Consider the following 14,293-nt stretch of genomic DNA (forward strand, 5'->3'; position numbering starts at 1 on the left):
GCAGCGATCTGACGCAACAACGGCGGGTCAGAGCCCGCCGTTGTGCAAGTGGCGCGACCGTTTACGCCGCCGCGCGTCCCGGCTCGTGCTGTGGCCGGTAACCCGCCGACCGCAATTCCTCCGCATCGAAGTCATCGACGCTGATCGTGTCGATGGTCAGCTCGCGCAGTTCCTCCAGCAGCTTGCGTTCCTCGGCGGTGATCCAGCCTTCGCGCACGCCTTCGTCCAGCTGCGTGGCGAAGTCGTGGGCCTCGATGTCGCTGTTCTTCAGTGCCTTGATGAACTTGCGCTCCACCGGCTCGGCCAGGATGGCCTTGGGCAGGTAGCTGTTGATGCGGCCGGCCGGGTTGTTCTCGCACGGCGTGGTGAACACGCCCACCGCCAGACGGTCCCGCGCCTCGTTGGGCGACATCAGCAACGAGGCCACCTTGTGGCAAAGGCGGTCGCTCGGGTACTGCGCACGGCGGCCGAGCGGGAACACCAGCGCCCACAGCAGCCAGCCGACCGGGCGGATCGGGAAGTTGCGCAACGCGCCGGAGAACGCGTTCTCGATCTTGAACACCGCATTGTGGATCGACCACGCCAGCAGCGGCTGGTCGGAGGCCGGACGGCCTTCGTCCTCGTAGCGCTTGAGCAGCGCGCTGGCGATGTACAGGTTGCTGAGCACGTCGCCCAGGCGGCCCGACAGCGACTCCTTGAACTTGAGCTTGCCGCCCAGCAGCAGCATCGAGGTGTCGGCCATCAACGCCAGCGCCGCCGAGTAGCGGTTGAGCTTGCGGTAGTAGCGACGGGTGTAGGCATCGCCCGGCGCCGCACCGACCTTGGCGTCGCTCAGGCCGAACCACAGCGAACGCACCGCGTTGGAGATGGCGAAACCAATATGGCCAAACAGCGCCGAATCGAAATCGCGCAGGCGCGCCGACGCATCCGGGTTGGTCGCCGCCTTCATCTCCTTCAGCACCCACGGATGGCACAGGATCGCGCCCTGGCCGAAGATCATCAGCGAGCGCGTCATGATGTTCGCGCCTTCCACGGTGATCGCGATCGGCGATGCCTGCCACGCACGGCCCGCGAAGTTGCGTGGCCCCAGGATGATGCCCTTGCCGCCGATGACGTCCATGACGTCCTTGGCGAGCTCGCGGCCCATCTCGGTGCAGTGGTATTTGGAAATGGTCGACGGCACCGCCGGCAGCTCGCCGCGCGTCACCGCCGCCGCCGAGGCTTCGGCCAGCGCACTGACCGTGTAGGCGTTGCCGCCGATGCGCGCCAGCGCTTCCTCCACGCCTTCGAAACGGCCGATCGACAGGCCGAACTGCTTGCGGATGCGCGCGTAGGCGCCGGTCGCGATCGCGCCGATCTTCGAGCCGCCACTGGCGGTGGAGGGCAGGGTGATCGAGCGGCCGATCGACAGGCACTCCACCAGCATCTGCCAGCCCTTGCCGGCCATCGCCTCGCCGCCAATCAGCTGGCTCAGCGGGATGAACACGTCCTTGCCGCGCACCGGGCCGTTCTGGAACGGGCTGTTGAGCGGCATTGCGCGGCGACCGACCTCGACACCGGCGGTGTCGCGCGGCAGCAGGGCCAACGAGATGCCGATGTCCTGTTTGTCGCCAACCAGCCCGTCCGGGTCGTACATGCGGAAGGCCATGCCTATCAGCGAAGCGACCGGGGCCAGGGTGATATAGCGCTTGTCGAAGGTCAGCTTCACGCCGACCACGCGCGCGCCGTTCCAGTCGCCCATGCAGACGATGCCGTAGTCCGGGATCGAGGTCGCATCCGAGCCGGCCCACGGGCCGGTCAGCGCGAAGCACGGCACCTCGCGGCCATCGGCCAGGCGTGGCAGGTAGTAGTCCTTCTGCTCCTTGGTGCCGTAGTGCATCAGCAGCTCGGCCGGGCCCAGCGAGTTGGGCACGCCCACCGTGGAACTGACCACCGACGAGATCGAGGCCAGCTTCTGGATCACCTTGTGGTTGCCCAGCGCGGTGAAGCCCAGCCCGCCGTACTCCTTGGGCACGATCATGCCGAAGAACTTGTTCTTCTTCATGTAGTCCCACATCGCCGGCGACAGGTCGGCGTCGACGTGGGTGATCTGCCAGTCATTGGTCATCCGGCACAGCTCTTCCACCGGGCCATCGAGGAAGGCCTGTTCGTCCGGGCGCAGTGTCGGCTTGGGCTGGTTGGCGAGCACGTCCCAGTCCGGTTTGCCGGAGAACAGCTGGCCTTCCCAGCCCACCGTGCCGGCTTCCAGCGCCACGCGCTCGGTTTCCGAAAGCGGCGGCAGGATCTTGGTGTAGAAGCCCAGCAGCGGCTTGGTGATGAAGGGCAGGCGGATCTGCGGCAGCAGCAGTGGCACCGCGATCAGCGCGACGAGGGCACCCGCGACCACGGTGGCGGTGCCGTTGGCACCCAGCAACCAGCAGGCCACGAGGACCGCGGCGGTCAGTGCCGCCCAGACAGCCAGGCGAAGGCGGTGGTAGGCCGCGATCGCGCCAACCAGCAGGAAGGCGAGGAAAGGTACGGCGATGCTCATCGTGGTGCTCCGGCGGGCGGCTGGCCCGCTGCTTCAGACAGGGTCGATGTGAAGGTCCGGCGGCACAGGTCCAATGTGGGTCCGAAAGGAGAGGGGTGCAACCGCAGGCCGCCCTCACTCATTCAAACGCTGGCATCAAACAAGTACCATACGACCGAGTATGGAATCGCCGATTTACCCCTGTCAACTGGTCCGATGGTGCACTGCAATACTGCTTTGGCCCAAGCCGACCGTTTAGAATTGTCAGATGAACGATGCTGAATTGAGCAAGCCCGAGCGCAGCGGGCGCCTGAGCGCCGACGACTGGGCCCAGGCCGCGCTGGACATGATTGCCGAGCAGGGTGTCGCAGCCGTGGCGGTGGAACCGCTGGCCCGTCGCCTTGGCGTCACCAAGGGCAGCTTCTACTGGCACTTCCCGTCGAGGGATGCGTTGCTGGTCGCCGCGCTGGAGCGTTGGGAAAAGCTGGAACTGGAGACCGTCTGGGGCCAGCTGGAAGCGGTGCCGGACCCGCGCCAGCGCCTGCGTGCCCTGTTCGAAATGGTCGCGCACGAGTTCAAGTCGCACGTCATCTATTCCGAACTGCTCAAGGCGGCGGACAACCCTGCCGTCCAGCCGGTCATCGGCCGGGTGTCCGAGCGCCGCCTGGACTACCTGACCGCCGCGTTCCGCCAGGCCGGATTGGCCCGAACGGACGCCCAGCACCGCGCGCGCCTGGCCTATTCGGCCTACGTCGGGTTCCTGCAGCTCAACCTGCAGCTGCACCAGACCCGCATGCAACACGATGAGTTCGAGGCCTATGTCGAGCACATGATGGCCACGCTCATCCCCGCCGCCTGAATTTTTCCTGTTAGTTCCGCCCGCAAGGGCCGGAGGAGTATCCGTGAACGCATCCACCCAAGACCTTTCCTTCTCCGCAACCGTCGAAGGAGGGGCCGGCGGCAGCCGCCTGCCGGCGTTGAACGACTGGGTGGCCCAGGTCGCGGCGCTGACCCGTCCGGCCGCGATCCACTGGTGCGATGGCAGCGATGCCGAGAACGAGGCGCTCACCGCCCGGATGCTGGCCGATGGCACCCTGCACAAACTCAACGAAGAGACCCATCCGGGCAGCTACCTGCACCGCTCGCACCCGGATGACGTCGCCCGCGTGGAGCACCTGACCTTTGTCTGCACCACGCACCACGAGGACGCGGGCCCGAACAACAACTGGATGGCGCCGGAAGAGGGCCATGCCGAGATGGACGCGCTGTTCGATGGCTGCATGCAGGGCCGCACCATGTACGTGATCCCGTACTGCATGGGCCCGATCGATTCGCCGCTGTCGCGTTGCGGCGTCGAGATCACCGACAGCCCGTACGTGGTCGCCAACATGCGCATCATGACCCGCATGGGCGCCCCGGCGCTGGCGCGCATCGAGCGCGAGGGCACGTTCGTGAAGGGCCTGCACTCCATCGGCGAGCTGGACCCGAACCGCCGCTTCATCATGCATTTCCCCGAGGAACTGACGATCAAGTCGTACGGCTCGGGCTACGGCGGCAATGCGCTGCTGGGCAAGAAGTGCCACGCACTGCGCATCGCGTCGCACCAGGCCAAGTCGGAAGGCTGGCTGGCCGAACACATGCTGATCCTCGGCATCGAGAACCCGCAGGGCGAAACCCACTACGTTGCCGCGGCCTTCCCGTCGGCCTGCGGCAAGACCAACCTGGCCATGCTGATCCCGCCGGAGGGCTACCGCAACGCCGGCTGGAAGGTGTGGACCATCGGCGACGACATCTGCTGGATGCGCCCGGGCGCCGACGGCCGCCTGTACGCGATCAACCCGGAGGCCGGCTTCTTCGGCGTGGCCCCGGGCACGTCGCGTAACTCCAACGCCAACGCGCTGGCGTCGATCCAGAGCAGCACCATCTTCACCAACGTGGGCGTCACCGCCGACAACCAGCCGTGGTGGGAAGGTCTTGAGAATGGCCAGACGCCGGTGATCGACTGGCGCGGCAACCCGTACGACCCGGCCAAGGGTCCCGCGGCGCACCCCAACTCGCGTTTCACCGTGAGTGCCAAGCAGTGCCCGTCGTACTCCCCGATGGCCGAGGACCCGCAGGGTGTGCCGATCTCGGCGATCGTGTTCGGCGGGCGCCGCGCATCGCTGGTGCCGCTGGTGTTCGAGGCCCGTGACTGGACCCACGGCGTTCTCGTCGGTGCCGCGATGGGCTCCGAAACGACCGCCGCCGCCACCGGTGCGGTTGGCGTGATGCGCCGCGACCCGATGGCGATGAAGCCGTTCTGCGGCTACAACTTCGCCGACTATTTCAGCCATTGGCTGTCGTTCGACAAGGAAGGCGCCCAGCTGCCGAAGGTCTTCCACGTCAACTGGTTCCGCAAGGGCGACAACGGCAAATTCCTGTGGCCGGGCTTTGGCGACAACCTGCGCGTACTGGAGTGGATGATCCAGCGCGTGAAGGGCGAGGCCGACGCGGTCGAGACGCCGATCGGCGCGCTGCCTGCGGAAGGCGCGCTCAATCTGGACGGCATCACGCTGGACGAGGAGGCCAAGGCCAAGCTGTTCGGCTTCGACCGCGCCGCGTGGGAGGCTGAATTCGCCAGCATCGGCGAATACCTGGACGAGTACGGCCCGCGCATGCCGCAGGCGCTGAAGGATGAGCAGCAGCGCATCGCAGGACTGTTGGCCGACTGACGCATGCAAGGCTCGGACGCCGCTTCGCCGCCGCTGGTGCCCTCGCGCGAGGTGCTGATCGACGGCCTGCGCCTGAAGGTGTTCGACGGCTACCTGGAAAGCGCGGGCGCGCATTTTGAAGCGCTTTCCAAGGCGGGCTTCACCCGGACCGAGGTGGCCCGCCCGGACACGGTGGGATACAAGCACTGGGTCAACGAAGTGAGGTTGGAGGCCCTGGTGCGCCAGCCGATCTTCGAGCTCAGCATGCGGGCCACGCAATCTTTCGCCCAGACCGGGGAAACCTTCCGGCCTTACCGGGCCTACACCAATGTCGCCAGTTACGGTGACATGCTGTTCACCCACACTGACTGCCTGCCGGGCATGGGCGACCTGACGGCCCTCTGGTACATCTGCGATGAGTGGGACATCGAGTGGGGCGGCGAGACGGTCTTCTATGACCAGCACGGCGAACTGGTAGCGGCGGCGCGGCCACGTCCGGGGCGCCTGGTGGTGTTCGATGGGGCGATCCTCCATGCGGGGCGTCCTCCCAGCCGGATCTGCTACAAGCCGCGCTACACCTTTGCGATCAAGTTCGAGCGGATCACCCGATGACGGCGGTGGGCGCAGTGCGGGCCGCGGTCGACTGGTCGAACCCGGCATGGTTCGCCGCTGACCTGGACGTTCGCGGTGGGCGGATCGCGATGCTGCGGATCGAGCCGGACGTGGTGGAGCGCTCCACCTTCATGGACACGCGTATCGCGGCAGACCTGAGGCAATCCCTGCCGTTTGGTGCGGCAGACGTCCCAAGCCACTTGGACGAAGTGCCGCCGCCTGCCTGGCTCTTCCATACGTCGTTCTGTGGCTCGACGCTGCTGTCCCGCGCACTGCACGATCACCCGCGCACCATGGTCTACCGTGAGCCGCTGGTGTTGCGACGCTTGGCCGATGCCCGCCAAGAGGGGCTGACGCTGGGCTCATGGGTCAAGACGTGCACGGAGCTGCTCGCGCGCCCGTGGATGCCGGGTGGCGGGATCGTGGTCAAGCCCACGCATGGTGCGCTGAACATCGCGGCAGACCTGATGACCGCGGTTCCGGGCGCGCGGGCCGTCGCGGTTACGTCCTCGCTCGAGGATTTCCTGGTCTCCCATTTCAAGAAGCCCCGCGAAACGCTGTTCATGGTGCCGGAGCTGTGCAAACGGCTGCTGGGCGTGGCCAGTACCGCGCCGAACTATCCCGAAGCGGCGCTTGCTCCGCCGTCGCTGCTGGCCGCGGTCGGGCTGCAGTGGGCGCTGCAGCGCGAAGTGCTGCTGGATATTGCGTTGGCCCATCCAGATCGGCTTCGCATCGTGGACATGCATCGGCTGCTCGAATCGTTGCCGGAAGTGGCGCAAGCATTCCTTGCGTGGACGCGAATCGGGCATGACGCCGGAACCGTGCGGTCTCGCGCCATCCAGATCGCCGGCCAGCATGCCAAGGCGCCGGGGCGAGCGTTCAACGCGCGGGACCGGGAAAAGGAGTCACAGATGCTCAGGCACGCGTATGCCGGCGAACTGGCCGCCGCTATGCAGTGGGTGGAAGCCCAGATCCTGCCGCATGTGCGCCCCGGCGCCGTCGACCTCGCATCGGCCGAGTTCGCGTTGTGAGCGGACAGGCCGACCGGCACTGGCAGGAGGGTGAGCGCGCGGTGGCGTCGGGCAACCTCGCGATGGCCCGGCGTGCCTATGCCGCAGCGCTGGCCGAGGCGCCGAGACATGTGCCCTCGCTGCTGGGAATGTCGCAAGTTGCAGGGCGACTTGGCAGCCACCGGGAAGCGCTTGCGGCCACGATGGCCGCATTCCATGCCTCCCCACAGGCCGCTCCGCTCCTGTTCGGGTTGGCCCGCCGGCTTCGGCACTTCAACGAATACGAAGCGCTTTGCGAATGCCTCGCTCACCCACGGTTCGCGGCGGATGCGCCGGCCCAGGCGATGGCCGAGGCCGCGGTCATGCTCAGCTCCATCGGTGCGAATTCCCAGGCCAGGGCGCTTGTGGAAAAGGCGATCCAGAAGGCTCCCGGGCACGCGGCCTCCCATTACGTCCGTGGCAACCTGCGGGCCTTTGCCGGTGAGTTCGAATTGGCGGACGAGGACTATGCGCGCGGCCTGACACTGGACCCGCGCCTGTTCCAGTGCTCGTGGATGCGCGCGGGTCTGCGCACCCAGACCGCGACCTCCAACCATGTCGACCTGCTTCGACGACAGCTGCGGTCCGCGACGCCCGGCGGGATGGGCGAGGTCTACCTCCAGTACGCCCTCCACAAGGAGTTGCATGACCTGGGCGACTACGCCGAGGCATGGATAGCCCTGGAAAAGGGCAATGCGATCAAACGCAGCCTGGTGAAGTTTGATGCCGGCGAGAGCGAGCGTCTTCTCGCTGGGCTGGCCGAGCTCTGCGATCGCACCTTCTGTACTTCGGGCGGGCAGGCCTCGCAGGGCGCGACGCCCATCTTCATCGTAGGCATGTACCGTTCGGGCACGACGCTGCTCGAGCGTATCCTGGCCGGCCATGACGAGGTTGCGGACGCGGGTGAGACCTACGCCTTCGCAGAGCAGATGCGTCGGGCCACTGACCATGCCACGAGCGGTCCGCTGGACGGCGAGCTGCTGCGCCGGGCCCGGGAGTGCGATTACGCCGCCGTCGGGCGCGGATACGCCGACGCGTCGCGATGGCTGTCGCGGGGCAAGGGATGGTTCACCGAGAAATTGCCGGCCAACTTCCTGCTGATGGGGTTCATCGCCAAGGCGGTGCCGTCGGCCCGGTTCCTGCACATGCAGCGCGACCCGATGGATACGTGCTTCTCGAATCTGCGCACCCTGTTCTCGGATGCCGCCGCGTATTCCTACCGCCAGGATGAACTGGTGGGGTACTACAAGGGCTACCGTCGCCTGATGGATCACTGGCGCGACGTCCTACCCGGGCGGATGCTGGACGTGGACTACCGGAAACTGGTGCTTGAGCCCGAAGTGCAGGCCCGTCGGATCGCGGATTTCTGTGGGCTGGACTACCGTCCGGCCATGGTCGAGGTGCAGCGTGAAGGCGGCGACGTGGCGACCGCCAGCGTTGCACAGGTTCGTGGTGGGATCAGTACGCAGCGACGCGAGGCCTGGAGGCCCTACGAAGCCTGGCTGGGCCCCATGATCGAAGGCCTCAGGGATCCTTGCTGCCAAACCAGCAATTGAATGCGACGGTGATGCGCTCGTCGTCCCCATGGAAGGGCAGCACCTCGTGCTGCACCCAGGAGGGGAACAGCACCAGCTGCCCCGGCTGAAGGCGGATGCTCCAGGTGCCGTGGTGGTACGGTGCACGCAGCTTGGCGTTGCCGGCATCCATGAAATAGTTGCTGTAATGATGCGGGTTGTGGAAGCGCAGCACGCCCGATTCGGGATAGTCCTCTGGCGTCGTGCCGGGATCCACGCAGTACACCCCCGACCACGACGCCATGGGATGGGTGTGCAGGATCGTGAACCCGCCCTTGCGGGTGACGTGATACCAGGTGTGTGAGTAGATCTGCAGCGCTGCCATTTCACGCGCGCCGTAACCGTTGAGCTCGGCAATGGCCTGGCCCAGGGACTCCCAGCAGAAGCGCTTCAGTTCCTGCACGCACGCCTCCGGCCAGGAGAACAGCTCGAAGTCGCTCTCGAACACGCCGCGTTGCTGTTTCAGGGACGGATGGGGATTGGCATAGCGCGTGCCCTCCGCTTCCCGGGCCAGCAGGAGCTGCTTGAGTTCCCCATTGAGCGCTTCGGCGTTCGGATGTCGCCGTTGGCCGAAGGGGACGGAAAAGGCAGGGTAGATCTCGACGGTCATGGTGGTGACTGACGTGGCGGGGGTCCGGAAAAAACTACGGCCCCTTTCGGGGCCGTAGCAGAATACCTCGTTCAGCCAGATTAGAACTTCTGGTTGTACTGCAGGTAGATGTAACGACCCGGGATTTCATACTGCGGGTCGAAGCTGTTGGCGAACGTCGAGAACGACACCGGCGGCTGCTTGTCGAACGCGTTGTTCACGCCCAGGGTGATGCGGGCGTTCCACGGCGCCTTCCAGTAACCGGTGATGTCGTGGTACGTGACGCTGCCGATGCGGTTCTCGGCGGCGTTCACCGGGTTGCCATCTTCGTCCTCGACGTAGCGGTCCGGATCCGAGCACAGGTCGCCGAAGCCGTAGTCAACCATGAACTGGCAGTCTTCGGTCTGGTTCGAGTAGAAACGCGAAGCCCAGGTGGCACCGAAGTCGCCCATTTCCCAACGGGCCATCAGGTTGCTGCGGATGCGCCAGTAGTTGTCACGGTCGTAGTACTCGCCGACCAGGTTGTTGCCGTCGCTGTTGTTCTCGAAGTGGGACATGTAGGTGCTGTCCCAGGTGAAGCTGAACTTGCCGAAGGAGGTTTCCGGCAGACGGTAGTTGACCGTCATGTCGTAGCCTTCCACCTCGGTGGTGGCGAAGTTCACGCCCGAGGACAGCAGGAAGTCGATGTTGCCACCGGCGCCGCGGGTGTAGTTGCCGCAGAACGCGGTCTCACCGTCACGGATGCAGCGGTTGAGGATCGTCTGGCCACCGAAGCCGGAGATGGCGTCGGTCAGCTCGATCTTCCACCAGTCCAGCGACATGTCGAAGCCTTCGATGAAGCCCGGGTTCCACACCAGACCCAGGGTGCGGGTCTCGGACTTCTCCGGCTGCAGGTTCGGGTTACCGCCGGTGCTGATGCGGATCTGCGAGTTGCCCTGGTCATAGCCACCGACCGGCACACCCTGCGCGTGGCAGCGGGCCTTCTGTTCCGCGGTCAGGCCGTTGTAGCCGCCACCGAAGGTGGTCGAGCACGGGTCGGCAATCTGCGGGAACGAGTCGGACACGCCCTGGTACAGCTCGGCGATGGACGGGGCGCGGAAGCCTTCCGACCAGTTACCGCGGATCATCAGGTCTTCGATCGGACGCCACTTGAAGCCGAACTTGGCATTGGTGGTGTCGCCGAAGTTGCTGTAGTCCGAGTAACGGCCGGCGATGCTGAACTCCAGCTCCTTGGCCAGCACGACGTCACGCAGCAGCGGGATCGCGAACTCGAGGTAGGCTTCCTCGACGCTGTAACCGCCAGCCGTCGGGGTACGGGCGTTGCCCGTGGTCTGGCCGGCCGAGATCAGGGCGTCCGGAGCGTCAAAGCCCGACTCCTCGCGGCGCTCGACACCAGCCGCGAACGAGAACATGCCGCCCGGCAGTTCGAAGATCTCGCCGCTCACGTTGGCGAAGTACTGCTTCATCTCGTAGCCGAAGTTGTCGTGCGCTTCGAACGAGGTGTAGGCCAGCATTTCCGGCGTGATCGAGCCGACGCCGCCCAGCAGGTTCATCGGGACGCAGCCCGGGATGATGCTGCCACCCAGCGAGGTGACGCACACCGGCACGCCGTTGCGGATCTCGGACGGGCCGAGAGCGGCCTTCAGCGCGGCAACGTTGAACAGGCCGAACGTGGTGTCGGACTGGTCATTGCGGCCGTACACCATGCCCGCATCCCACGAGAAGAAGCGGTCGGCGAACTCGAAGCTGCCTTCCAGGCCACCGGTGAACGCGTAGGTGTCGATGTTCTGGTTGAAGGAGCGACCACCGGTCTCCACGGCGCGGCGCTGGATGCGCGACACCGGACGGCCGAACGGGTTGTAGATGCTGTCCGCGCTGATGTGCACGGTGCGGGCCTGGACGCCAGCGCCCGGGCCGGTGCCCAGCACGATCGGCATTGCGGCGAGCAGCTGCTCCGACTTGCGGTTGTTGTAGGTCGCCTGGACGAAGGCGCTGACGTCGTCGGTCAGGTTGAGCGAAGCGCGACCGAAGATCGAGATGCGCTCCTGCGGGGTGACCAGATAGTTGTCCGGGGCGAAGTTGTAGATGTCCGCCGGGATCAGGAACGGACGCCACGCATTGGGCGTGGAGCCCGAGTTGTACGTGAACTGACCGGCCGAGCCGTCCGGACGGGTCTGGGTGCCCGAGCACGCGCCCGAGACCGGGTTCACCGTGCCGTTACAGACCGCGAAGCGGCCGTCCGGCGAGGTGGAGCTGCCGAACGAGGTGCCGGTGCCATACACGGGAACCGAGGAAATCTCGCGGTCGCCGGCCATGACCGGCTCTTCCTTGACGTAACCGGCGCCGAACATGGCGCTGAAGCGGTCGTCGGCGGTGCCGATGGTGATGTCGTACGACTGGCGGGTGCCGTCACCCTTGTCGAACTGACCGAAGTGCGCATTGGCTTCCGCGCCCTGGTACTTGTCGCGCAGGATCACGTTGACCACGCCGGCGATGGCGTCCGATCCGTAGATGACCGAGGCGCCGTCCTTCAGGACTTCGATGCGCTCGACCATGGCGGTCGGGATGGTGTTCAGGTCGACCGCGCCACCGAGACCGGTGCCGCCGACCCAACGACGGCCGTTGACCAGCACCAGGGTGCGGTTCGAGCCGAGGTTGCGCAGGCTGACGCGGGTTTCGCCGTTGCCGCCGTTGTTGTAGGTGGTGTTGAGGGTCGAGCCGTTGGACGTGATGTTCTGGATCACGTCACCGACCGAGGTCAGGCCCTGGGCCTGGATGTCGGCGCGGTCGAGGGTGAAGATCGGCTGCGAGGTTTCGACTTCGGCGCGCTTGATGCGCGAGCCGGTCACTTCGATGCGATCCAGGGTGGTGGTCTCTTCCTGCTGGGCTTCCTGCGCAAACGCAACGCCGGTGCCCGCAGTGCCGACGACGAGCGCGAAGGAAATCGCGTCGCGCAGCTTGTTGGTCTTAAAGGTCATCTCTCTCTCCAAGTGAAGGCTTGGTAATTCCCATGGGAACCTCACCAGTGGAGTCAAGAAAGACACCAAATCCGGCAAGGCCGTCCGGATAGTAGCCCCCTTGGAGCGAAAATTAAAGTGTCGTTAACAAATGCGAAGGCCGCCCTCACGGGCGGCCTTGTTTGCTTTGAAATTCAATGGCTTAAGGGTGTGTGCGCACCCTCACCATGCCCGTCTGGCAATTTATCGCGGTGCCGCCAGCGTGAAAATCTCGTCAGAGGTCCTGCTCGTACCGCACATACGGCACGGTACCTTCATTGTCGCCCTGGTTGCGGGGGGCAAACGGATTCCGGCCGCGGGTCACCACGTTCTCGGCACCGACGGTCAGCTGGCCGCTCCATGGGGTGCGCCAGGTCAGGCCCACGCCGAGCCCTTCCCAATGGCCGGGCTGGCTTGGGGTTTCAACCACGCGGCCGATGATGTTGGCGCTGAAGGCGCCCTTGCCCGCGCCGATCGTCAACGACCGGGTGGTCCACTGGTCGGCCAGTTCCGTGCTGGCCTGGCCGACCGGAATGAGCGTGGCGCGTGCCCACGTGCCGCCAATGGAGACCGTGGCTTCCGACCCGATGTGCTTCTGGCCGTAGACCGTCAGGGTGTTCTGCTCGAGTTTGCTGGACCGGGCATTGGGCGTCAGCCACGCCGGGAGCGAGTCGCGCCCGGTGCCCAGCGCCACGCCAATGCGGCCCGCCGCGCGGGTCAGGGTGGCTCCCACGGTGCCTTGGCGGCTGCCACGCCCGCTGCGGTCCTGGTCGAGGGACGCCAGCATGCAATGGTTGGCCAGGTTGCCGATGGCGTTGGATAGGCCGGTCTTGCGGTCGCAGACCAGCCCGAGCGTATCGCCGGTCTCCAGGCCAAATGCGGCGTCCAGCGAGGATTGGCCAACGCGCCACCGGGCACCGGCGACGGGAGTCGTCGTAGGCTCCAGCAGCAGGTAAGCCTCGACCTTGCCGCTAGCATTGTTCAATACGGGGAGGACCGCGGCCTTTTCACCCTGGGCCGGGGTGCGGGCCTTGGACTGCGCGTGCGCGCCCGTGGCCACGCCCAAGGCGAGCATCAGGGTCAGCGACAGTGGCAGCAGGCGCGGATACATGGTGTACGTATCGACCGGTGCGGATCGACGAAGTTCCCCTAAGTCTGGAGCCAGACTTTAACGAATTTATACTTCCTTAACAATCACGCCGTCACAGAATGGGCACTTGCTGCCGCTGCGGCACACTACTGGGGGCGTTCGGGCGCCTCATGGGTGCCTTGGGCCGCGTCCAGCAGGTTCTCGATCTCGTGGGAGCTGAGACGATACTCTTCCCCGCAGAACTCGCAACGTACCTTGGCCTCACCATCGGCCGCGGCCGCGCGGGCCTCGTCGGCGCCCAGCGAGACCAGCATCGACTCCACCCGTTCGCGGGAGCAGGAGCAGGCGAACCGCAAAGGTCGCGAGCCCAGCAGGCGGACGTCCTCCTGGTGGAAGAGGCGGGTGAGCAGCGTCGACGTGTCGCACGCCAGCAGTTCGTCCGGCCCCAGGGTGTCGAACAGGGCGCCCACGTGGTTCCAGCCCTCGGCGTCTCCCTCGTCCCCGGGCAGCTTTTGCAGCATCAGCCCCGCCGCGCGCTGGTCGTCGACGGCCAACAGCAGGCGCGTGGGCAGCTGTTCGGACTGGCGGAAGTAACCTTCGAACGCACCGGCCAGCGAGTCGGTGTCCAGCGCCACCAGGCCCTGGTAGCGAATTGGCTCGCGGTTGCCAAACGCGGGGTTCTCGATCGTGATGGCCAGGATCGCGTCGTCACCCAACGCGCGCAGGTCGCGCGAGACCGGGCCGTCGCCACTTAGTTGGGCAATGCCGCGCAGGGTGCCCGCCGCCGTGCATTCGGCGAACAGCGTGCGTAGCACGGTCTGGCTGCGCAACTGCACGGAGAGGCGGCCTTCGACTTTGGCATGGCCGGTGAACAGTGCGGCGGCCGCGGATGCTTCGCCCAGCAGCGCCACTGCCGAGGCGGGCGGTATCACCCCTTCCTGCGGGCTGCCGGTGGCGCGCTGGCGGATCTGCTGCCAGGTTTCGTCCAGGTGCACGAGCACGCCGCGGACCCCGGCATCCTCGATCAGGAAGCGGGTGAGCTGGTCGCGGTCGTCGGGGGAGGAAGCGGGGTCGGTCATGGGGGCGCTCATGCTGGGGGCGCGCATCGCGGATAATGCGGATTGGCGCGCGGGACAGATGGCGCGGACATGGGGGCGATGCCTTGGTTGTGCAAGATGTGGGGG

General features: G+C 66.1%; 10 protein-coding genes. 5 read left to right on the forward strand and 5 right to left on the reverse strand.

What is annotated here, in order from left to right:
* Nucleotides 1–61: 61 nt before the first annotated feature.
* Complete coding sequence (locus IP93_RS10055) at nucleotides 62–2,530, reverse strand: acyl-CoA dehydrogenase (protein ID WP_144815230.1); 2,469 nt, start codon at nucleotides 2,528–2,530, stop codon at nucleotides 62–64.
* A gap of 247 nt (nucleotides 2,531–2,777) precedes the next feature.
* Between IP93_RS10055 and IP93_RS10060 the strand changes: the two genes are divergently transcribed.
* From IP93_RS10060 to IP93_RS10080, 5 genes are read left to right on the forward strand one after another with little or no spacing between them, the layout of a single operon-like run.
* The gene (locus IP93_RS10060) at nucleotides 2,778–3,368 is read left to right on the forward strand and encodes a TetR/AcrR family transcriptional regulator (protein ID WP_144815233.1); all 591 of its coding nucleotides are present in this window, start codon (nucleotides 2,778–2,780) and stop codon (nucleotides 3,366–3,368) included.
* 43 nt (nucleotides 3,369–3,411) lie between these two features.
* Nucleotides 3,412–5,220, forward strand: a complete 1,809-nt coding sequence (locus IP93_RS10065) for a phosphoenolpyruvate carboxykinase (GTP) (protein WP_144815234.1) — start codon at nucleotides 3,412–3,414, stop codon at nucleotides 5,218–5,220.
* Nucleotides 5,221–5,223: 3 nt separating this feature from the next.
* Nucleotides 5,224–5,811 (forward strand): 2OG-Fe(II) oxygenase, encoded by a 588-nt coding sequence (locus IP93_RS10070; RefSeq protein WP_144815237.1) that lies wholly within the window; start codon nucleotides 5,224–5,226, stop codon nucleotides 5,809–5,811.
* Nucleotides 5,808–6,842 (forward strand): hypothetical protein, encoded by a 1,035-nt coding sequence (locus IP93_RS10075; RefSeq protein ID WP_144815239.1) that lies wholly within the window; start codon nucleotides 5,808–5,810, stop codon nucleotides 6,840–6,842. Before IP93_RS10070 ends, IP93_RS10075 begins: the two co-directional genes overlap by 4 nt.
* Nucleotides 6,839–8,416: a tetratricopeptide repeat-containing sulfotransferase family protein gene (locus IP93_RS10080; protein ID WP_144815241.1), complete on the forward strand. Its 1,578-nt coding sequence runs from the start codon at nucleotides 6,839–6,841 to the stop codon at nucleotides 8,414–8,416. Before IP93_RS10075 ends, IP93_RS10080 begins: the two co-directional genes overlap by 4 nt.
* Here IP93_RS10080 and IP93_RS10085 read toward each other — a convergent pair.
* The 4 genes from IP93_RS10085 to hslO form a co-directional block, all read right to left on the reverse strand.
* Complete coding sequence (locus tag IP93_RS10085) at nucleotides 8,385–9,044, reverse strand: putative 2OG-Fe(II) oxygenase (RefSeq protein WP_144815244.1); 660 nt, start codon at nucleotides 9,042–9,044, stop codon at nucleotides 8,385–8,387. The genes IP93_RS10080 and IP93_RS10085 overlap by 32 nt on opposite strands.
* 80 nt (nucleotides 9,045–9,124) lie before the next feature.
* Complete coding sequence (locus tag IP93_RS10090) at nucleotides 9,125–12,001, reverse strand: TonB-dependent receptor plug domain-containing protein (protein WP_144815246.1); 2,877 nt, start codon at nucleotides 11,999–12,001, stop codon at nucleotides 9,125–9,127.
* Nucleotides 12,002–12,254: 253 nt separating this feature from the next.
* Complete coding sequence (locus IP93_RS10095; RefSeq protein ID WP_144815545.1) at nucleotides 12,255–13,094, reverse strand: XOO1806 family protein; 840 nt, start codon at nucleotides 13,092–13,094, stop codon at nucleotides 12,255–12,257.
* A 161-nt stretch (nucleotides 13,095–13,255) separates the two neighbouring features.
* Nucleotides 13,256–14,188: an Hsp33 family molecular chaperone HslO gene (hslO, locus tag IP93_RS10100; protein ID WP_242006833.1), complete on the reverse strand. Its 933-nt coding sequence runs from the start codon at nucleotides 14,186–14,188 to the stop codon at nucleotides 13,256–13,258.
* Between the last annotated feature and the right edge of the window lie 105 nt (nucleotides 14,189–14,293).

This window comes from Aerolutibacter ruishenii (genome assembly GCF_007830115.1).
Classification (GTDB): domain Bacteria; phylum Pseudomonadota; class Gammaproteobacteria; order Xanthomonadales; family Xanthomonadaceae; genus Aerolutibacter; species Aerolutibacter ruishenii.